20 protein-coding genes are annotated in these 17,923 nt (G+C 60.3%); 7 read left to right on the forward strand and 13 right to left on the reverse strand.

Annotation, left to right across the window (positions count from 1 at the left end; all coding sequences use genetic code 11):
* Positions 1 to 268: 268 nt before the first annotated feature.
* Positions 269 to 445 (forward strand): hypothetical protein, encoded by a 177-nt coding sequence (locus ACILSI_RS08575; protein ID WP_395721452.1) that lies wholly within the window; start codon positions 269 to 271, stop codon positions 443 to 445.
* 340 nt (positions 446 to 785) lie between these two features.
* Here the strand turns inward: ACILSI_RS08575 and ACILSI_RS08580 are convergent, their stop codons facing one another.
* Positions 786 to 1,706, reverse strand: coding sequence for an aldo/keto reductase family oxidoreductase (locus tag ACILSI_RS08580; protein ID WP_395721453.1), 921 nt, complete (start codon positions 1,704 to 1,706; stop codon positions 786 to 788).
* A 92-nt stretch (positions 1,707 to 1,798) separates the two neighbouring features.
* On the reverse strand, positions 1,799 to 2,071 hold the full coding sequence (gene rpsT, locus ACILSI_RS08585; protein ID WP_395721454.1) for a 30S ribosomal protein S20: 273 nt from the start codon (positions 2,069 to 2,071) through the stop codon (positions 1,799 to 1,801).
* Between the two features lie 136 nt (positions 2,072 to 2,207).
* Here rpsT and ACILSI_RS08590 point away from each other — a divergent pair, with 136 nt between their 5' ends.
* Positions 2,208 to 2,468 carry a hypothetical protein gene (locus tag ACILSI_RS08590; RefSeq protein ID WP_395721455.1) on the forward strand — a complete coding sequence of 87 codons (261 nt, stop codon included), beginning with the start codon at positions 2,208 to 2,210 and terminating at the stop codon, positions 2,466 to 2,468.
* 2 nt (positions 2,469 to 2,470) lie between these two features.
* Here ACILSI_RS08590 and ACILSI_RS08595 read toward each other — a convergent pair whose 3' ends face one another.
* Both ACILSI_RS08595 and ACILSI_RS08600 read right to left on the reverse strand, forming a co-directional pair.
* The gene (locus ACILSI_RS08595; protein ID WP_395721456.1) at positions 2,471 to 2,917 is read right to left on the reverse strand and encodes a SufE family protein; all 447 of its coding nucleotides are present in this window, start codon (positions 2,915 to 2,917) and stop codon (positions 2,471 to 2,473) included.
* 2 nt (positions 2,918 to 2,919) lie between these two features.
* Positions 2,920 to 3,894, reverse strand: a complete 975-nt coding sequence (locus ACILSI_RS08600; RefSeq protein ID WP_395721457.1) for a PmoA family protein — start codon at positions 3,892 to 3,894, stop codon at positions 2,920 to 2,922.
* Between the two features lie 100 nt (positions 3,895 to 3,994).
* Here ACILSI_RS08600 and ACILSI_RS08605 point away from each other — a divergent pair, with 100 nt between their 5' ends.
* Positions 3,995 to 4,837 (forward strand): sugar phosphate isomerase/epimerase family protein, encoded by an 843-nt coding sequence (locus tag ACILSI_RS08605; protein WP_395721458.1) that lies wholly within the window; start codon positions 3,995 to 3,997, stop codon positions 4,835 to 4,837.
* A gap of 311 nt (positions 4,838 to 5,148) precedes the next feature.
* Positions 5,149 to 6,105 carry a substrate-binding domain-containing protein gene (locus ACILSI_RS08610; protein WP_395721459.1) on the forward strand — a complete coding sequence of 319 codons (957 nt, stop codon included), beginning with the start codon at positions 5,149 to 5,151 and terminating at the stop codon, positions 6,103 to 6,105.
* A gap of 5 nt (positions 6,106 to 6,110) precedes the next feature.
* Here ACILSI_RS08610 and ACILSI_RS08615 read toward each other — a convergent pair whose 3' ends face one another.
* From ACILSI_RS08615 to ACILSI_RS08625, 3 genes are all read right to left on the reverse strand, one after another.
* On the reverse strand, positions 6,111 to 6,548 hold the full coding sequence (locus ACILSI_RS08615) for a hypothetical protein (protein ID WP_395721460.1): 438 nt from the start codon (positions 6,546 to 6,548) through the stop codon (positions 6,111 to 6,113).
* 34 nt (positions 6,549 to 6,582) lie between these two features.
* On the reverse strand, positions 6,583 to 8,103 hold the full coding sequence (locus ACILSI_RS08620) for a hypothetical protein (RefSeq protein ID WP_395721461.1): 1,521 nt from the start codon (positions 8,101 to 8,103) through the stop codon (positions 6,583 to 6,585).
* 72 nt (positions 8,104 to 8,175) lie between these two features.
* Entirely contained in the window at positions 8,176 to 8,931 is a 756-nt protein-coding gene (locus ACILSI_RS08625) for a pseudouridine synthase (RefSeq protein WP_395721462.1), read from the reverse strand.
* A 124-nt stretch (positions 8,932 to 9,055) separates the two neighbouring features.
* On the opposite strand from ACILSI_RS08625, the gene ACILSI_RS08630 reads away from it, so the two are divergent.
* Positions 9,056 to 9,754: a L,D-transpeptidase gene (locus tag ACILSI_RS08630; protein ID WP_395721463.1), complete on the forward strand. Its 699-nt coding sequence runs from the start codon at positions 9,056 to 9,058 to the stop codon at positions 9,752 to 9,754.
* A 3-nt stretch (positions 9,755 to 9,757) separates the two neighbouring features.
* Here the strand turns inward: ACILSI_RS08630 and rsgA are convergent, their stop codons facing one another.
* Positions 9,758 to 10,879 carry a ribosome small subunit-dependent GTPase A gene (gene rsgA / locus ACILSI_RS08635; protein ID WP_395721464.1) on the reverse strand — a complete coding sequence of 374 codons (1,122 nt, stop codon included), beginning with the start codon at positions 10,877 to 10,879 and terminating at the stop codon, positions 9,758 to 9,760.
* Positions 10,876 to 12,393 (reverse strand): glucan biosynthesis protein, encoded by a 1,518-nt coding sequence (locus tag ACILSI_RS08640; RefSeq protein ID WP_395721465.1) that lies wholly within the window; start codon positions 12,391 to 12,393, stop codon positions 10,876 to 10,878. Before ACILSI_RS08640 ends, rsgA begins: the two co-directional genes overlap by 4 nt.
* A gap of 101 nt (positions 12,394 to 12,494) precedes the next feature.
* On the opposite strand from ACILSI_RS08640, the gene ACILSI_RS08645 reads away from it, so the two are divergent.
* Entirely contained in the window at positions 12,495 to 13,106 is a 612-nt protein-coding gene (locus tag ACILSI_RS08645; protein ID WP_395721466.1) for a DUF2238 domain-containing protein, read from the forward strand.
* Positions 13,107 to 13,200: 94 nt separating this feature from the next.
* Here the strand turns inward: ACILSI_RS08645 and ACILSI_RS08650 are convergent, their stop codons facing one another.
* Both ACILSI_RS08650 and ACILSI_RS08655 read right to left on the reverse strand, forming a co-directional pair.
* A complete protein-coding gene (locus ACILSI_RS08650; protein WP_395721467.1) occupies positions 13,201 to 14,418 on the reverse strand; it encodes a sialidase family protein in 1,218 nt (405 codons plus the stop codon).
* 18 nt (positions 14,419 to 14,436) lie between these two features.
* Positions 14,437 to 15,348, reverse strand: coding sequence for a ThuA domain-containing protein (locus tag ACILSI_RS08655; protein ID WP_395721468.1), 912 nt, complete (start codon positions 15,346 to 15,348; stop codon positions 14,437 to 14,439).
* Positions 15,349 to 15,457: 109 nt separating this feature from the next.
* Between ACILSI_RS08655 and ACILSI_RS08660 the strand changes: the two genes are divergently transcribed.
* On the forward strand, positions 15,458 to 16,468 hold the full coding sequence (locus ACILSI_RS08660) for a potassium channel family protein (protein ID WP_395721469.1): 1,011 nt from the start codon (positions 15,458 to 15,460) through the stop codon (positions 16,466 to 16,468).
* A 1-nt stretch (position 16,469) separates the two neighbouring features.
* Here the strand turns inward: ACILSI_RS08660 and ACILSI_RS08665 are convergent, their stop codons facing one another.
* Both ACILSI_RS08665 and ACILSI_RS08670 read right to left on the reverse strand, forming a co-directional pair.
* The gene (locus tag ACILSI_RS08665) at positions 16,470 to 17,378 is read right to left on the reverse strand and encodes a YndJ family transporter (protein ID WP_395721470.1); all 909 of its coding nucleotides are present in this window, start codon (positions 17,376 to 17,378) and stop codon (positions 16,470 to 16,472) included.
* Positions 17,375 to 17,902, reverse strand: coding sequence for a DUF1990 family protein (locus tag ACILSI_RS08670; protein WP_395721471.1), 528 nt, complete (start codon positions 17,900 to 17,902; stop codon positions 17,375 to 17,377). The genes ACILSI_RS08665 and ACILSI_RS08670 overlap by 4 nt, the downstream gene beginning before the upstream one ends.
* Positions 17,903 to 17,923 lie beyond the last annotated feature (21 nt).

Here is a 17,923-nt window from a genome sequence, read left to right on the forward strand (position 1 = left end):
ACTATCCAGAGTTCCTGCTGGCGTTGCTTGGTTTGGCGTTGCTCAAACATGCAGGGTTGTTCTCATCACCCAGGAGGAGAGGTTTTTCAACAGGCTGTTAGCCCGGACAAGATGAGCGATACCGGAGACAAGGATGATTTCGCCAATAAGGTCCGGCTGATCACGGGATCATATGGTGCGTCTGCCGTGGTGCTCATCCTCGAATCATGGATCACGAAGGCAAAGGCGGGGGAGAAACTCGACACGGACACACCACCATCAGAATCCTATGGACAACCGCAAGTTCTGGAACCTCGGTGATGCCGAAGATATGCCTGCCGACAGCTTCAGCGGCCGCTTTGCCAACCTGCTGCCACCCAAGCCCGTGGACGAAAAGACCCGCCAGATGGGCAAGGTGCTGTTGGAAGCCATGGGCGTGAAGGTGATGCCGTTGAAGGGAAGGTGAATTGATCGCACGTCATTCAAAACCCTCTGCGTCACAACACATCGGGATCGGTTCAACTCATTGCATCGTGAAGGCCTTGAGACATGACAAAATATGACAACTGACGCGCACCGCATTGCGAAACCATGCATCTGCACCCGCGATTCCCTTTGCAGGAAAGCTTGGAGATACGAGGGTTTACGTATGGACCTCAGGACACCGTCACCCGCACAGTCCTCTGTGCGGCGCATCGACAACACCCTCAGCCCCGCATCACCAGAACCCCAGGCATGGGCACTCTATACCAGTTACTCACCTCAACGGTAAGCCACGCACCGCACAGAGGACTGTGCGGACCACTTTACGGCACGCCGTGCCCCTTCGCCGCCTGCCATAAACCGTACCAATCCTCGCGCTCCAGCTTGATCTCCGCCGCTCTCACCACGGCTTGGATGCGCTCCAGCTTGTTGGAGCCGATGATGGGCAGCGGCGTCGAGGGATGCGCCATGATCCAAGCATAGGCCAGTTGATCCAGTGTGGCGTCACCATACTTGGCGGAAAGCTCGGCGGCCTTCGCGTGCAACCTGGCAGCAGCGGGATCGTCTTTTTTCATCAAGGCGCCCTTGGCGAGCGGGGACCAGGCCATGGGCAGGATTTTCAGCCGCTGGCACTGGTCGGCGGTGCCGTCATAGATCGGGTCCATGTGCAGCAGGCTGAACTCGATCTGGTTCGTGACGAGCGGCTGGTCCATGCACGAGTTCAGCAGGTCGAACTGATGCACGTTGTAGTTCGAGACGCCAGCGCTGCGGATTTTACCGTCTTTGAGCAGCTTGTTCAGCCCTTCGGCCGTTTCGTCCGCGCTGGTCAGCCAGTCTGGGCGATGAACGAGCAGTAGGTCGATGTGGTCGGTGCCCAGGAAGCGCAGGGATTTCTCGGCGCTCTTGATGATGCGGGCGGCGGTGACGTTGTAGTGGGCGACCTTGCGCTCCGGATGGAACTGGCACGGCACATAGATGCCGCATTTGGTCACGATCTCGATTTTACTGCGGAAGGAGGGATCAAGCTTCAAAGCGCCGCCGATGGCCTCCTCGACCAGATAACCGCCGTAAATCTCTGCTGTGTCCAGCGTGGTGACGCCCAGGTCGGCGCAGGCCTTGAATCGGCTCAAAAGAGCCTGCGGCGAGCAGTTGGCCTTGTCCTCCTCATCCAGGATGCGCCAGGTGCCATAGGCGAGGCGGGAGAATTCAGGGCCGTTGGGGGCGATGCGGTGGCGGGTGATCATGGGGCGCGATCTTTGCCGGTGGCTGCCCTTTCGACAAACAAAAAACGGCATCTCTCACGAGATGCCGTTCAGAAAACGTTTTGCCTGTGAAATCAGGCGGGCTTGGTCAGCGCACCCACTTTGAGAGCCAGACGGCTCTTGAAGCGGGAGGAGGTGTTCTTCTTGAGCACCTTGGTCTTGGCGGCCTTGTCAGAGGCGGCGGAGAATTCGCTCAGGCTGGCGGCGGCGGCGGCGGCATCTTTCTTCTCCACAGCGGCGAGCACCTTCTTGCGCAGGGTGCGGATGCGGTTTTTCACCGTCTGGTTGTGGGCCGTGCGGACCACGGTTTTGCGGATGTCTTTTTCTGCGGAGCGGATGTTGGCCATAAAAGGGTCGGGGGGAAAGGGCGGCGAGAATAGGATGCCAGCCCCGGCCTGTCAAATTGGAATCCTGTTCCCATCCCGCCGCCGGTTTTTCCTTGGCTCCGCAGGCCTGATCCGGTAAAACGCCCTTATTCCAGCCATGATCGAAATTGAAATCTATGCCCCCGGCCTGCGTTCGGACTCCAGCATGCTACGGCTGCGCAACCAGATGGACCAGTTCCCCCGCGTCCGCTACAAGATCGACTCCCGCCACGATCTGGTCTATTTCGAGATCGACAAGCCCGGCGACATCAGCCAGCAGGAGATTCATCAAATCTTTGACGCCATGGACCTCGAGCCCCGCTTCGTCGGCCAGATTCCCGAAGAACTGCGCAGCGGAAACACCGCCCGTCTCGTCTGAGATCAGGGCTGCCGTGCTAGCAGCGCCCGCACGGCCTCCTTCATGCGGTTGAGCACATAATACACCGTCTGGCTGCGCAACCGCACCAGTTCCGCGCCGATGATGCGGGGCACAAAATCCTGCGGCACGTCCAAAACCTCCTGCGCGGTCGATCCATTCAGCCCACGGCACAAAAGCACGGTCAGCGCTCGCGTCAGGGTCTGCACTTTGGGACCGAGGCTGATCGCAAAGTGGACGCGACCGTCTTTTTCGAGCCGCACATGCACTCCGACGGTGTCCGTGCATTCCGCGTCCTTTCGCACATCCTCCAGATCAAACGCCTCGCCCTCCTGCGGCGTGTGTTTGGCCACCTGGGCCGCCAGATCGATCAAATTCTCCCGCCGCTCGCCTTCCGGCAGCGATTCGAAGAACGCGATCAATTCGCCCAAGGCGGCGGGATATTCGGCCATGCTCACTTCTTGGCCGGTTTGGCCCACAAATCCACCACCGGCATCTCGGTGAACTTTTTCCAATGCGCCTCGCTCTGCGCCTGCGTCGCCACGCCGTCGTGAACCCACAGCGCGTAGCGCACGCGCAGTTTTTTCGCCTCCGTGACCTCCACCGGCGTGTCCAGGCTCAGGCAGCAGCCCATCCAGCCGTCATTCCGCACATGAAAGGCCGTCGGGTTGTGCGGGTTCATCGGGTGATTCATCAGCGTGATGCCGCCGAAGCCATCCGCCTCATTTGTGATGCGCCCGCTGTAGTCGCACCACCGCGCCGGCTTTCGAAACACCGCCTCCTCATTGAGTTGGCCCTCCGAATTCAAAATGCGGCCGCCGCCGTCATGCACGCCGAGGCTCTTCGCCACCCGCACGGCGATCAAGCCGAAGCCCGTGGCTCCAAACGTCGCCGTCTTGCCTTTCGGCGGTGAAAACTCCAGATCCACGATCATGAACCAGCTCTTCGCGCCATCCAGCGGTCGGATTTCTGTGCGACGCACCTCGGTGAGCTGGATCGACTTGTCCGCCTCGCTGATCCAGTGGTTTACCATCCGCATCGAAGCAAACTCATCGGTGTCCTCATACCCCTCGCGCGACACCTCCACATTCACGATACGGCCCTGCTTCTTCGCGTAATCGCCCCAGAAATCCAGGTCGTTCACCATGTTGTGCGTCACCCACACGCTGTTGTGATGCGAATGAGTCAGCGGATCATGCGGATGCCCCATGCGCGTCAGGCTCACATCCCGCGAAGCCCGGATCGGATGCCAGAACGGCCGCATGTCCTGCGGATCGTAGTGCATCGCCGTCAGCTCCCGTCCATCGAGCTGAAACGAGGTGATGTGATGCGGCATCGGCACCGCTTGCACGCGCGGGATCGGCTTCGCTGAAGGCAATTGCGCTGAAACGAATGCTGCGGAGGCAAACAGAAGACTGAGAACTTTCATCACATCTCAAACGCCTGCCTCCGGCCATTTTCCATTCTCAATTTTCCATTTTCAGTTCTTCCATTCCCGCTTCCTCCCGCTACGCTCCACGCCCTCCACCATGAAGACATTCCTTCTCTCCCTGTTGTTCGCCGCGTCCTCCTTCGCGGCCACCATTCCTGACGCCGCCAAAGTCGGCCAGTTTTACGCCGGCTGCCAGGCCTACAGCTTCCGCATGTACAACGTGTTCGAAGCCATCGACAAAACCGCGCAATGCGGCGGCAAGACCATCGAATTCTACCCCGGCCAGAAATTCGACGACACCGCCAAGTGGGACCACAACGCCACGCCCGAGATGATCGATAAGGTGATGAAGCACCTGGAAACCAAAGGCCTCACCGCCGTCGGCTATGGCGTCGTTAAACTCGGCAAAGATGCCGCCCAGGATCGCAAGGTGTTCGAGTTCTGCAAAATCCTCGGCATTGGCTTCGTCGTCACCGAGCCTGATGTGGCCGGACTCGACGGCATCGAGGCGCTCGTGAAGGAATTCGACATCAAGATGGCCATCCACAACCATCCGAAGCGCCCTCTCGACCGCGCTTACTTGTTCTGGGACCCCGATTACGTCCTTGGCCTCGTCAAAGACCGCGATCCTCGCATGGGTGCCTGCGCCGATGTCGGCCACTGGGTCCGCAGCGGCCTCGATCCCGTCGAGTGCATCAAGAAGCTCAAAGGCCGCATCTTTGACAGCCACATGAAGGACCTCACCGAGTTCGGCAACGTCAAAGCCCACGACCTTCCCTTCGGCCAGGGCAAGAGCAACATCGCCGGCATCCTTGCCGAATACCACGCCCAGGGCTATCCCGGCCCGCTGCACTGCGAGTACGAGCACAACTGGGAGACCAGCGTGCCCGAGATCACTCAATGCCTCGAGTTCGTGAAGAACTGGAAGCCAGCGCAGTAAACCGCGTCAAGATTTTGCGAAGCCGGGGACGCTGTCCCCGGCTTTTTTGCGCTTGTCACAAATCGAGTTCATTGATGACATCTGATCCCTCTCCCCGCGAACAGACCGCGCAAGACAGAGCGAATTCCATGCGGGGAGAGGTTAGGTGAGGGGACATGCGAGTTCGTGGCGGTTTAGTGAGCCCCTCACCCCAACCCTCTCCCCAGATCGAGCGATTGAAGCTGCCGTGCTTACAGCCGGGGCGAGGGAGCCCTTCCTTCGCGCATCTGAGTGCTTGCGTGAACGGGGCGTTCCTGTGTTAGCATGCAGATATGAAATTTCGCTGCCTCCTTCTCGCCTGCATCACCTTGATCGCCGCTTGCAGCAAAACCTCGGACCAACCCGCTGCCTCATCGGCGAAGGGCACCATCGGTGTTTCACTGCTGACGTTGCAAAACCCGTTTTTCAAGGTCATCGGCGACAACATCACCGCCGAAGCCGCGAAGCATGGTTATGACACGCTGGTCGTGAGCGCGGACAACGACGTGGCGCGGCAGAGCAACCAGGTGAAGGACTTCATCGTGAAAAAGGCGGCGGCCATCGTGCTCAGCCCGGCGGACTCGAAGGCCATCGTGCCCGTGATCCAGGAGGCGAACGCGGCGGGCATCCCGGTCTTCACGGTGGACGTGCCATGCAACGAGCCCGGCGTGAAAATCGTCACGCAGGTGGCCACGGACAACTTCGGCGGCGGCAAAGAGGCCGCGCTGGCGATGATCGAGGCGCTGAAAGGGCAGGGGGGCAAGATCGGCGTGCTTGATTTGAAGCAGGTCGAGTCCTGCATCCTGCGCGTGAAGGGATTCAAGGAAGTGCTCGACGCGCACAACGCGAAAGCAGCGCAGAAGATCGAGATCGTCAGCGAGCTCGATGGCGGCGGCGCGAAGGACAAGGGCTACAAGGCCGCCGAGGACATGCTCCAGGCGCATCCCGATCTCGTCGGCATCTTTGCCATCAACGATCCCTCCGCGCTCGGTGCGCGTGGGGCTTTGGAAAAAGCGGGCAAGGCCGGCAACATCGTCATCATCGGCTTCGACGGCCAGCCGGAGGGCAAGCAGGCGATCAAGGATGGCAAAATCTACGCCGATCCGATCCAGTTTCCCGACAAGATGGGTGTGGAAGTCGTGCGTGCCTTCCTGCGTCACTCAAAAGGCGAGGAATTGCCGCCGCAGATGCTCATCCCGACGAGTTTGTATCGCCAAGCCGACGGCAAGGCTGATGCCGCGCTCAAGTGAGGAGACTACAATCCAATGGGGGTCACTTGGTATTTGAACGCGTAGCCGTGGGTTTGGGCGATCGTTTCAAACGTACTCCGCATCCTGCCAAAATCGAAGGTGAAGCTGTACTGCTTGCCAAACAGGTTCGATTGTTCCTCGATCGTGCCCTCCCTCGGTTTTCCGAAGCCGGTGCTGTAGGACTCTGTTTTGAATCCGAAGCCGGGGGATATGCCTGAGTCTCCGCTGGAAAGGCCGAATCCGCTCTCTTTGAGCATTTCCGTGAACCGCAACTCCTTGCTGGCGTCGTCCACGCGGAACTTGGCCAGATAAGTAAGCTTCTTGCGGGAGAGGAACGCCTTTCGTTCGGCCACCAGCATTTCCAGCGTGTGCACACCCTTCTTTTCAGAAAGGGTTCCGCCGGTGCCTTGGGCAAGTTTGATTATCTCATCAATAACACTCATAGCTTGTGTGCGGGTTCAAGAAGCTGGCGTTGTCTCAACGTTTTGAGGCGGCGATTTCCTCGCAGGCGCTGTGGACGGAGTTGATCTTGCTGTCATAGCTGCCCACGATTTTTTGGATCAACTGCTCAGGATCGGCCGCCATCTGGGCACGGGCCAGTTCCATCTGCTCCATTTGGTAGCGCGCCTCCAGTCGCTGGCGAAAAACCTGGGTGAACTTCTCGTCGGTCATGTTTTTAAATTCCGGGGCGGATCGAATCATCTGGGCAAAGCGCCCGCTGACGGCCTGGTCATAGGCGCTGGTGGAATCCTGGTCCACGGCAGGGCCTCGTCCGGCCTTGTAGCGTGCGTAAACATCTTCCGCGCCTGCTGGCAGCAGGATCGCGTCACGCACGGTTTCCATGTGTTCCTTGGCCTCCTTGAAAAAGCCCACACAGCCGATCAGTTTGCCAGCGGCCTCGGGCAGCAGGTCTTGGACAGCCTCGGCAATCTCCCAGGCCACGTCCTGGGTCTCTTTGATCTTGGTTTCTGGGTTGATGAGAGGATTGGGCTGCGCACCACCGACAACGGGCTGTGAGATAAACTCCTGGGTCTTGGCAATGCGTTTGACCATCTCTCTCAGACTCAGGGTCGGGCCTGGACCACCGGTGATGCTTTTTTCCTTTGCTTTGAGGCCCTCTGCGATCACCGCGTCAGTCATGTCCTTGAACAACAGGGGGCGGTACTTCTTCAGGACCGCGATGATTTCGGTATAGCCGTCGTCCTGCTTGCTGCCGCGACCCAGAAGCTTGTTGAAGGCGGTTGCCGCCATCTGTTTGAAGTGATCAAACGTGATCTCGGTCAGATCGACCAAGTTGTATTTGCCGTCCCGGCCCTGGCGTTCTTTTGCCTGCAAGGCCGCCGTGGTCGCGATCAGCTCAAGTTTGAAAAACTGATCGGCGGTGCAGGCTGAGGCAACAGCCCGGATGTGCCCCTGGGCGTCCGTCTTGAATCCCACCCAGCCGGGAAAGTCCTTGGGAAGGCCCAGGTCTTGAAACGTCACGATCTGCCCCGATGACTGAAAGTCCGGCTTGTCCGAGTCCACCCACATCAACCGGTCCATCTTGTAACCGCCCTGCAAAACCTCAAAGCGTGGCTGAATGCTCTCGCTGAGCACGATGTAATTGGAGATCACCTCCCGGTCATCGGGAGCCCTTATGCGCCAGGCTGGGTTGTAGAAATTCTTGGGCGGCTTGACCGCCATCTCCGCGCTGCCGTAGATCTCCTGGTAGGCGGAATTCGTCACTTTGAAGTCCAGCCGTGTTCCGCCAAACTCATCCGCTTTGGACCAGCCAATCGTTCCCTTCAGCATCTGCAATCCCCCTGGCATGTCGCCCGGAGCCAGAAAGAGATCAACTTTCGCTCCGGCGGGTGGCGCGGCCTTGGCGGGCGGGCCCATCGCCTTCCAATACATTTTGGATGGCAGCGTCGGGCCATCCGCCAGCGCTGGAGTGATGCAAACGAGCGCCAGCAGCAAATTGAGCGCGTCAGACAGGGGGTGCCATCCATTGGGTTTCATGACACGGCACCCTACCTCTCGGCTGGTTGCTCGCTCTTCCGTTCTTGTGCTGCGGGGAGCCTGGATTGCCGGTTAAGTCGCCCTGGGTGCCTGGGGCTCGCGCGATTTCAAGACCTCGTACTTCGTCAGTTCACGCCACTGGCCCTTCGGGAGATTGCCGAGCACGAGCATGCCGATCTTCACGCGCACGAGGCGCAGGACTTCGATGTTGAAGGCCTCCAGGAGGCGGCGGATGTGTCGGTTGCGGCCTTCGTCGAGGACGACTTCGAGCCAGGTGTTCTTTTCGCCTGTGCGGAGGATTTTCACGTCCTTGGCGGAGAGGTGATCGCCCTGCTCCTCGTCGAGAACACCGTGTTTGATCTGCGCGATCCGCTGCGCATCCACTTCGCCGCTGATCTGAACGTGGTAAGTTTTGTCGAGGTGAGTGTCGGGATTGGTGATCGTGTCCGCCCAGACGTTGTCATTGGTGAAGAGCAGCATGCCCTCGCTGGCCTTGTCGAGCCGGCCGACGGGGGAGAGATGCGGCAGCTTGGAATTCTCAAAGCAGGAGAAAACCGTCTCACGACCGAGTTCGTCGGAAGCGCTGGTGACGAGGCCGCGCGGCTTGTTCAGCATGACGTAGATGCGCGGAGCCTGGTTGATGCTGACGTCGTCCATGATGATGACATCTTTTTTGAGCACGACGGGGAACTCGGGGTTCTTCCGCACCACGAGGTTCACCTTCACCTTGCCCATGCGGATCAGCTCCGTGGCGCGGCTGCGCGAGCAGAAGCCGAGCTTGGACATGGCACGGGCAAGGCCGGTTCGGGTAGGCGGGGGCTGAGACATGAAACAGGCTTAGCGCATGAACGGCCTTTTTGCTGGAGGAATCTCACGGAGAATCTGGATGCGGCATGCGAACTGGGCAAAACCTGCTTGAATGCGCCCGTATCCCGAAAACATATTTTCCACCATGTCCCGGCTTCTTTTTTCCCTGTTCGCCTTTCTGCTGATGACGTCTGTGGTGCTTGGAGGAGCGATCGAGGCCATCACCTTCGCCGCCGAGCCGGGGAAGATGTTCCTGCCTCTGGACGAGGCGGCGGATGAGTTGAGCTGGCCGGTGCGGCGGGATGATATGGGAAAAGCCTTTCAATTGAAGGAAATGTTTCTGCCGCCGGGATCGCTGCGCACTTTGACAGACGGCACCGAACTGGTGAACACGGAGCAACTGGCGGAAGCTGGCGCGGAGGTGTCTCCACCAGATGCGGAAAGCCGAGTGCGTGTGGGCGGCTTTTTCCGTGGCTTCACACTGGTGGTGTCTCCGCAGCGCGTGGAGGTCAGTTTGAAAAAGCAGCAGCTTCGAGGCTGGCAGGGAAAGCGTCTTGTGCTCCAAACGCGCATCAGTTCAGGCCGCAACGGCCGCACCCCGGCGGGCGAGTTTCGCGCCGGGCCGTTCCGAGACCGCATGCACCGCTCCAGCTTGTATCAAAACGCGCCCATGCCCTGGAGCGTGCAGATCAACGGCCATGTGTTCATCCATGGCTTCACCAGCGTGCCCAATTATCCCGCCTCCCACGGCTGCATCCGCGTGCCGCTTACGGAAGGCAATCCGGCCAAGTTTTTCTACGAGTGGGTGCTCAATGGCACGCCCGTGAGCGTGACCAGGGACTGAACCTCACGCCCGAGGCTTCAAATCACGCTCGATGTCCTCGCGATCGACGCGATTGCGCGCCTTGATCTTGTGATCGCGCTTGTTGCGGCGCTCCACGGTCATCTGGCGTTTTTTGCGCTGCTTGCGGAGCTTGGCGATCTCGTCTTCGAGCTTCAAATAGCCCTCGTAACGCTCGGTGTCGAGCGTTCCGGCCTCCACGGCGGCGCGGATGGCACAGCCAGCGTCGGTGCCGTGTTTGCAGTCGTTGAATTTGCACTGGCGGGCCAGTTCTTCGATCTCGGCAAAGCGCTCGCGCAGCGTGGTCTCGTTTGTCCACATCTGCACCTCCTTGATGCCGGGGTTGTCGATGAGAATGCCGCCTTTCTCCAGCACGAGCAGTTCCCGCGCGGTGGTGGTGTGGCGGCCTTTGCCGGTGACTTCATTCACTTCATCGACCCACTGCCAGTCGTCGCCGAGCAGCAGATTGATCATCGCCGACTTGCCAACGCCGCTGGAGCCGATGAAGGCCACGCTTTGGCCGCGCTTGAGGTAATCCTTGAGCACCTTGAGGCCTTTGCGTTTCTTCACGCTGGTCACATGCACGTCCGCGTCGGCGTTCAGCGCACGAATGGCCTCCGCGGCCTCCTGGTTCTGCTTGTCGGGATAAAGATCGCTCTTGTTGATCAACACCACCGCCTTGGCGCCGCTGCGGCCGATGACCGTGAAATAGCGCTCCATGCGCCGCAGGCTGAAATCCGGCCCGGCATCGGTGACTACGACGACCGTGTTCACATTCGCGGCGATCACCTGCTCCTCGGCGCTGTCGCCCGCGGCTTTGCGGGAAAAGCAGGTCTGCCGGGGCAAACGGGCGCGGATGATGTTGTCACCGTTCTCACCGCCGACTTCCAGAGCCACCCAGTCGCCCACGGCGGGCAGTTCAGCGTCGGTTTCAGCGTCGTGATACACCTTGCCGCTCAGGATGACCTCGAACTCGTCGAACCCGTTCGCACCATCCTCCAGCAGCGCGCCGTAGCTGATCTTGTTGTCACGGATCAGCCGTGCCGGCTTCCATCCTTGCTCACGGTACGGCTCGAAGTGCTTCGCGAAAAAATCATTCCAGCCGAGGTCGGTGAGATTCAGCTTCATCGGCGCCACTGGTACATCCAGCGTTCAGAGATCACGGTCTTCTCGTCCTTCAGCTCCATCATGATCTCCAGCAGGTTGGTTTTCTCCGGCACGTCGAGTTTGAAGAAGGCGCGCCAGCCGCCGGTCTCGTTGTTGCGCATCACTCGCTTGTCCAAAACCTTGCCCTCGCCGCCGCTGAGCACCACGTCGATGTCCGGCGTCCAGTCCTTTGGCTTGCCCTCGCCGTTTGCGGCGCCTTTGGCAAAGTCGATGACATAAAGGTGATCGTCCGAGTCCATCACGAAGCCCCGGCGTGAACTGGTGACTTTGCAGAGCGTGCCCGGCTCATGCTGGTTGAGCCAGAACAGCTTGTACTCGACCTTCAGCGGTTCCGCAGGTGTGGCGGGCAGTTGTTTCGGGCTCCACATGGCCACGATGTTGTCCCAGGTCTCCTCTCCCGTGGAAAGCTCGACCAGTGTGACGGCTCCGCTGCCAAATCCGCTCACCGGCTCCACCCAGACCGCCGGGCGGCGATGATAGACGGCTTCGAGATCCTGGAAGTTGTTGAAGTCACGATCTCGCTCCGCCAAACCGAAGCCCTTGAGCTTGTCCGTCTCGAAAATGCTCAGGCGCAGGTCGCGGCTGACATCCAGTGGTCGCCAGATCGAGGGGCCGCCCTCGATCTCGACCTGCAAGCCGTCTGAATCATGCACCTCGGGGCGGAAGTCATAAGGTTTCGGGTGTGAGTTCTCGCCGAACCAGAACATGCTCGAGAACGGGGCGATGCCGAGCATCTTGACCGGCTTGCGCAGATGCAGCGTGGCCTTGATCTTCATCTCCGTGCTCAAACCCGGCGTGGATTCAAACTCATACGCGCCGGTGATGCTCGGCCCGTTGAGCAGCGCGAGCAGTTTGAAGGACTTGTCGCCTACCTTGGGCTGCTGAAACCAGAAATGCGTGAAGTCGGGGAACTCCTCCGGCTCGCCACCGATGGTATTCACCGCCACGCCACGCGCAGAAATGCCGTAGCCAAGCTGTGTCGTCACCGCGCGGTAATAACTCGCCCCCATGAACACCATGAACTCGAAGGGGCGCTTCACCAGCGAGTCGGGCGCCAGCACGCGGAAACCCGCGTAGCCTTGCGGGTTCTTCGCGTCCGTAGGCACTTTCAGATCGCCATACTCGAAGTTTTTGCGGTCAAACGGCACGTCCACCGTCTGCGGCCCCTTCATGTCGTAAAACATCACCGGCTTCTTGAACATCCAGCCGGGGTGGAAGAACTCGATGCGGTAGGTGTCGCCGAGGTCTGCAAACAACGCCTTGTCCCGCAGGTAGCGGATCTGGCGATGCCCGTCGTATTTCAGCCCTTCAAAAAACGGGTCAAGCTGCTGCGACGGGGCCTTGTAGGGCTGGAGCGCGAGCTGCGCGGCCACTTTCTCCAGATCCGCGAAGCTTTTCACCGCATCCGCCGCCACCTGGGCCAGGCATGGGGTGGCGAGCAGTGACAGGATCGAAAGCGGGAGGGAGAATTTCATGCGTGTGGGAACGGGCGTAGGATGCAGCACGGCGCATGCCAGTCAACCGGTGTGGCAGGAAGCTCTTGCCACGCGGCGGGCGCATGCGGCATCATCCAGGCATGAGCACAAATTCACCCGCGAAACTGCTGCCGGTCTTCCTTTTCAATGCCGCCTACATGGCTGCGGCGGTCACCGGGTCCATCGTTCAGGGCAATCGCGAGTTCATCTTCTACATCGTGGTCATGGTCGTGCTGATTGGCGTCATGGGCCTTCTCCACCGTCGGGTGCAGCTCACCACCGGCCTGCTGTGGGCGTTTTCCGCCTGGGGCCTGGCGCACATGGCCGGCGGCCTGTGGCCGCTGCCCGCAGGCTGGCCTTACAACGGCGACCATGCCGTCCTCTACAGTTGGTGGATCATACCCGAACGGCTGAAGTACGATCAAGTTGTTCACGCCTACGGTTTCGGCGTCACCACCTTGCTCTGCTGGCACATCCTGCGCAATGCGCTGCGGCAGCCGGATGGAGGTGCCTTGAGGCCCACCTTTGGCATGCTCGTCCTGTGCGCCGCCGCTGGCATGGGCTTCGGAGCTTTGAACGAGGTGATCGAGTTCATCGCCGTGCTCACCATCCCGAACACCAACGTCGGTGGCTACGAAAACACCGGCTGGGACCTCGTCGCCAATCTCGTCGGCACCATCATTGGGGCGCTGATCATTCGCAGCAGAAGGTAGGACGGCATGGCGACAGCCCGCCCGGCTGTCATGGCGGCAGCGAGGTGGCTGGCGCACGCTCAAAGAAGTCGGGCGGACTGTCGGCACTCCCAACCTACTTCACCAACTCGTTCGGCCTGCTCCAGCGGATCTTCCCCAGAACCAGATCGCCCTTGTAGCCGTGTTTCGGCGTCATCTCTCCGTCTGTGACCCAGGATTCGTCCGGCGTGATGTTGGTGGTCTGAAAATTGCCCATCAGCGGCACTTCATCCGCCGCGTTCACGCCGTCGCCAATCAGCGGCAACACCACGCGTTCGGTTTCGCGGACAAGGCGCAGGGTTTTGAGATCGACCTGCGCCATGAACAGCGGCGAGCGCCAGCGGATGACCTTCTCGTTGCTGACATCCTTTCGTGTGTAAACCAGATGCAACGCGTCGCTGTGCGGCAGCCAGTGCTGCTGCGTCGTGCTCATGTCCAGCGGCGTGCCGTCGTCCCAGCACCACGGCTGCTTTTCTTCAAAATCGAGCCCGTCATCGCTCACGGCGACATAACCGCGACTGTCCTCGGCGCGAAGCGTCGCATAAAACCTCCCGCGATAGCGCACCAGCGACGGCTCCAGCAATCCACGGCCTGCCGCATGCTTGATTTCGCGTCCCACTTTCTGAATCGCGAGCGTCTCGCCATCGAACGAACAACGTACGCCCACGGCGGAGCGGCTGGTTTCCTTGGTGCCAAAGGACATCACGAAGGCGATGCTGCCGTCTTCGAGCACCTCGCGCTGGCCGCAGTTGTTTGTGTAGATAAAGGCTCCGCGTGGATCATCCCAAAGCAGGCGTTTCCGTTCAGACCACTGCCCATTTTTGTAAACCGCATACATCGGGCAGCGTGGCGGCTGCTTGCGGTCAAATTTCGGGCCTTTGTAGAACACGTTGTGCCCCATCGCCAGCACCGTGCCGGTCTGCGGATGAAATTGCGGCACCACATCGCACACGCCTTCGTCGCCACGACCATCGGTGGTCGGCACTCGGCCCAGCGGCGGCACGTGCTGTGGTTCTGTCCACGTCTTGCCGAGATCGCGCGACTCCATCCAGTGAACCGGCATGAAAAAATCCGAGCCACGAATCTCCTGCATCGTCATGAACACCACCGGCCCATCTTTGGACGGCACGAGGCACGGACGCGGATGAAACCACGATGGCCCGCTGCCATCACGACCGCGCTTGAGCGTGATCTTCTCGATGGAGGCGATCAAACCGCCTGCTTGTTGAGCTGCGGCTAACGGAGCGGCACAAAAAACCGCCGACGTTTGCCGGATGAAACGACGGCGGTTCATAAGCGCGATATTGGATGGTTACTTCTTCTTCGTCTTCTCTGGCAGCCCCTGGCCGGGCTTGAGGTCCAGATTCGCCACCATGTCTTCCTCGGTGACGGTCGAGGCGACTCCATCCACCGGGATCTTGGCTTTGGCCGTCCAAAGGATCGCATTTAGCACGAGTTTGCGCTGATCGTTGTTCGCCCAGCCTTTGTGGAAGTGGCCGCCGGTAAAGCCAAAGCCGCGGCCACCGTCCGCACGTTCGCAAGCCCAGGCGACGTGCTGCTTCTCCTTGTTCTTCACAGACTCACGCACGGCGGGATTGCCGCTGTGATGGCCGTCCGGGCGGCTCATGGTCGAATCGGGAGCCACATCGCTGAGGATCGGCGTCACGCCTTCCATGCCCTTGCGGAAGCGCATGTAGAAATACCATTCGTCGTTGGTGCCGAAGGGCTTCACGCCTTCGCTGATCGGATGCACCGGGAACTCTTTGAAATTGGCATCCCAGTGCGGATTCACGCTCCAGTTGATCTCAAACGCGCCGCCCATCCAGTCGATGAACTCCTTGTTGCCCTTCTCAATCGTCGGCTCCACCGCGTAGTGGATCGTGAGGAAGCCGCAGCCGCGCTTCATCTCCGTGTCGAGCTGTGCGAGCCGTCCTTCTTGCAGCGCCGGATGCCCGCCGCCGCCATCGGAGTAAATCACCACCGTGTCCGCCTTGGAAAGCTCTTCCTGCGACGGCCACTCGCCGTTGAGGTGAAATTTGATGTCCACCTGCTCCGCCGCGCCCTGCTCCAGGCACTTTTTCAAGAGTTGGATGCCTGCATTGTGCTCATGCTGCCCGGGGCCGTGCGAGGGCTTCCCGGCGATCATGACGATGGATTTTTTGTCCGCCGAAAAAGCGGAGCTGACGAGGGAAACGAGGGCGAGGATGACGAAAAGGCGCTTCATGGTGGGTGAGAGGGTGAACCAAACGCCTTCCGGCATCCAGCCATTTCAACAAGCTCATCCGCTGATTCTGGCACGCCATCCGCTTTGCAATGGGTTCCGCCCAGCCTGAATGCCCATCGCCCGTAGCCGACCCCAGACCAATCTTTACTACGCCATGCTGTTTGTGGGCGTGGTGCTCGTCGTATTCACGGTGGGCTACCGGCTGGCGGGCTGGTCATGGAGCGATGCGCTCTACATGGTGGTCATCACGGCTTTCAGTGTCGGCTTTGGCGAGGTGGTGCCCATCACCGACCCGTGGCTGCGGGCGTGGACCATCGCGCTGATCCTGTTTGGCTGCACCAGCATCATTTTTGTCACCGGCACGCTCGTGCAGTGGCTGACAGAAGCCCAAATACAACGCGCCCTCGGAGGCAAACGAATGGAAAACGAAATCGAGAAGCTCAAGAACCACGCCATCATCTGCGGCTACGGTCGCATCGGCAAAATGATCGCCAGCCAGCTCGAAGCGGGTGGCGTGCCGTTTGTCATCGTCGATCAAGCGTCCGACCGCGTGGCTGAAGTGCGCGAGGCTGGTCGGCTCACCCTGCAAGGCGAGGCCACCGACGAGGCCGTGCTCAAAGCCGCAGGCATCAGCCGCGCCCGCGTGCTGGCCACAGTACTGCCAAACGACGCCGCGAATGTCTTCATCACGCTTAGCGCCCGCAACATGAACCCCGCCATCCAGATCATCGCCCGTGGCGAGGTGCCCTCCACCGAGCGAAAGCTGCTGCAAGCCGGCGCGAACCGCGTGGTGCTGCCCGCGCACATCGGCGCGGACCGCATCGCGCATCTCATTTTGCATCCCAATGCCCGCGAACTGCTCGGCACGCAGACAAAATCGCGCGTCGAGTTCGAGCATCACCTCACCGAGTTGGGGCTCGACATGGAGGAGATCGAGGTCGGCCCCGATTCGCCCTGGGCCCACCGCCGCATCTCCGAAGTTGAGTCGGAATCCGCCGGCCGCTTGCTCGCCGTGGCCATCATGCGCAAAGAAGGCGGCACCGACCTGAATCCCGGCCCCACTGCCATGCTCATGCCTGGAGACGCGCTCGTGGTGATGAAACGCGCCCTGCGAAAGTGAATCACGTCGCGCCGCGACCACGCCACGCCAGAATCCCGCACAGGCCGAAGCCAAACGCGTTCAGCGTCCCGTGGATCGCCCACATCTGCGGCATCGTCAGCGCCAGATTCGGGAAAACATACCGCAGGCCGAAACCGAGCGCCAAAAGCATCGCGACGAGCAATGAAACACCCGAGACGACAAAGCCCATCCGCGCCAGTACGCCGCTTTCCTTTTCCAAGCCTCGTTGAATCTGCGAAACGGCCACACCGAGCGCCCCCAGCACCAAAACCGTGACGCCAAACGGCTCCACGAACGGTAGCACGCCAAAATGAGTGCAGGTGATCCCCGCTGCCACCAGCGGCACACCGAGCAAGATCGCCACGCGCGAAAACCGCGTCCAGCAGCCCGGATTGGCCCTCGCATTCAGTCCTGCCATCAGTGGCAGCGTGAATCCCGCATGATGAAAATGCGCCGCCGTCAGCAACACGATGAGCGGATCAAAACCCCAAGGCGTCCAGTTGGCCCGGTGTGCGACGAGCCATGCGGCACCGATGGCGGGGAAGATCCGGGCCGCCACAAGTGTCAGTTCAGCCGGATCACAGAGCGTCTTTTGGGTGGAATTGCGGATCGCTTCAAACGCTGCCGCCGAACGAACGGCCAGCCATGGAATAACATAGACAGTCGAGTTTGTGATGAAGCTGACGGCAATGAGCGCAGCGCATCCAAGTTCCACTTCCAGCCGCCATTTCTGCCGGGATTCAGAATCCCACAAACATCTCGACAGCGGCATCAGGAACATCGCTGAAAACAGCAGCAAGATCACAACCCAGTAGCTGTCCGCTGGCAGTGACTTGAGCGCCCATAACTGGGCCGCCCACAGCAGCAATCCACCCAGCCATTCGTATTTGAATCTGTCCGCCTTTTTCATATGCCGGCCATCCTCCGCTGGGAATCCCGCACAAACCGGCACTGCCACCACCGCGCCAGCGGAAAGCCGAGCCAAGCCATCCAATGTCTCGGATGCGAAAAGGCGCGGATCACATACCACACGCTGCCATCCGGTCGTTGTTCGATCACAAACTGCTCCTCGCCACATTCCGCATGCTCCGGCAGCGTGCCATACACAAAGCCATGCGTGTTCGCCGAATCACTGCGACGCAGAATCCGGCACGGGTTCACCCACCACAGCCCGCAAATGCGAGTCACCATCGCCACAATTTGACCCACCTCTTGACCTTTGACCGCTTGACGGCTGACCTCCGCCCACGCTGGAAACATTCCCCACGCGTCCAAAGCCTCGCAGGCCCTCTGCCACGTCTGAACACCACTTCCCAGCCTCACCGCATGCTCATCCGCGATGAACCCGGCTCCCAGCGGCGGTGTGTAGCTCAGCGGTGCCTCACTCCAAGACTCCAGCAGCTCACGCAGCCGTTCGGGTGATGGTTTTCGCATACAAAGCATCCTCCAGTATGG

Origin of the sequence: Prosthecobacter sp. (assembly GCF_044232965.1) — a bacterium.
Classification (GTDB): domain Bacteria; phylum Verrucomicrobiota; class Verrucomicrobiia; order Verrucomicrobiales; family Verrucomicrobiaceae; genus Prosthecobacter.

What these genes read in the sequence shown, in the direction of transcription:
- ACILSI_RS08645 (WP_395721466.1), top strand. Translation starts at nt 12,495, where the DNA reads ATGAGCACAAATTCACCCGCGAAACTGCTGCCGGTCTTCCTTTTCAAT.
- rpsT (WP_395721454.1), bottom strand. Translation starts at nt 2,071, where the DNA reads ATGGCCAACATCCGCTCCGCAGAAAAAGACATCCGCAAAACCGTGGTC.
- rsgA (WP_395721464.1), bottom strand. Translation starts at nt 10,879, where the DNA reads ATGAAGCTGAATCTCACCGACCTCGGCTGGAATGATTTTTTCGCGAAG.
- ACILSI_RS08625 (WP_395721462.1), bottom strand. Translation starts at nt 8,931, where the DNA reads ATGTCTCAGCCCCCGCCTACCCGAACCGGCCTTGCCCGTGCCATGTCC.
- ACILSI_RS08600 (WP_395721457.1), bottom strand. Translation starts at nt 3,894, where the DNA reads ATGAAAGTTCTCAGTCTTCTGTTTGCCTCCGCAGCATTCGTTTCAGCG.
- ACILSI_RS08655 (WP_395721468.1), bottom strand. Translation starts at nt 15,348, where the DNA reads ATGAAGCGCCTTTTCGTCATCCTCGCCCTCGTTTCCCTCGTCAGCTCC.
- ACILSI_RS08650 (WP_395721467.1), bottom strand. Translation starts at nt 14,418, where the DNA reads ATGAACCGCCGTCGTTTCATCCGGCAAACGTCGGCGGTTTTTTGTGCC.
- ACILSI_RS08615 (WP_395721460.1), bottom strand. Translation starts at nt 6,548, where the DNA reads ATGAGTGTTATTGATGAGATAATCAAACTTGCCCAAGGCACCGGCGGA.
- ACILSI_RS08580 (WP_395721453.1), bottom strand. Translation starts at nt 1,706, where the DNA reads ATGATCACCCGCCACCGCATCGCCCCCAACGGCCCTGAATTCTCCCGC.
- ACILSI_RS08660 (WP_395721469.1), top strand. Translation starts at nt 15,458, where the DNA reads ATGCCCATCGCCCGTAGCCGACCCCAGACCAATCTTTACTACGCCATG.
- ACILSI_RS08665 (WP_395721470.1), bottom strand. Translation starts at nt 17,378, where the DNA reads ATGAAAAAGGCGGACAGATTCAAATACGAATGGCTGGGTGGATTGCTG.
- ACILSI_RS08575 (WP_395721452.1), top strand. Translation starts at nt 269, where the DNA reads ATGGACAACCGCAAGTTCTGGAACCTCGGTGATGCCGAAGATATGCCT.
- ACILSI_RS08590 (WP_395721455.1), top strand. Translation starts at nt 2,208, where the DNA reads ATGATCGAAATTGAAATCTATGCCCCCGGCCTGCGTTCGGACTCCAGC.
- ACILSI_RS08610 (WP_395721459.1), top strand. Translation starts at nt 5,149, where the DNA reads ATGAAATTTCGCTGCCTCCTTCTCGCCTGCATCACCTTGATCGCCGCT.
- ACILSI_RS08630 (WP_395721463.1), top strand. Translation starts at nt 9,056, where the DNA reads ATGTCCCGGCTTCTTTTTTCCCTGTTCGCCTTTCTGCTGATGACGTCT.
- ACILSI_RS08620 (WP_395721461.1), bottom strand. Translation starts at nt 8,103, where the DNA reads ATGAAACCCAATGGATGGCACCCCCTGTCTGACGCGCTCAATTTGCTG.
- ACILSI_RS08640 (WP_395721465.1), bottom strand. Translation starts at nt 12,393, where the DNA reads ATGAAATTCTCCCTCCCGCTTTCGATCCTGTCACTGCTCGCCACCCCA.
- ACILSI_RS08595 (WP_395721456.1), bottom strand. Translation starts at nt 2,917, where the DNA reads ATGGCCGAATATCCCGCCGCCTTGGGCGAATTGATCGCGTTCTTCGAA.
- ACILSI_RS08670 (WP_395721471.1), bottom strand. Translation starts at nt 17,902, where the DNA reads ATGCGAAAACCATCACCCGAACGGCTGCGTGAGCTGCTGGAGTCTTGG.
- ACILSI_RS08605 (WP_395721458.1), top strand. Translation starts at nt 3,995, where the DNA reads ATGAAGACATTCCTTCTCTCCCTGTTGTTCGCCGCGTCCTCCTTCGCG.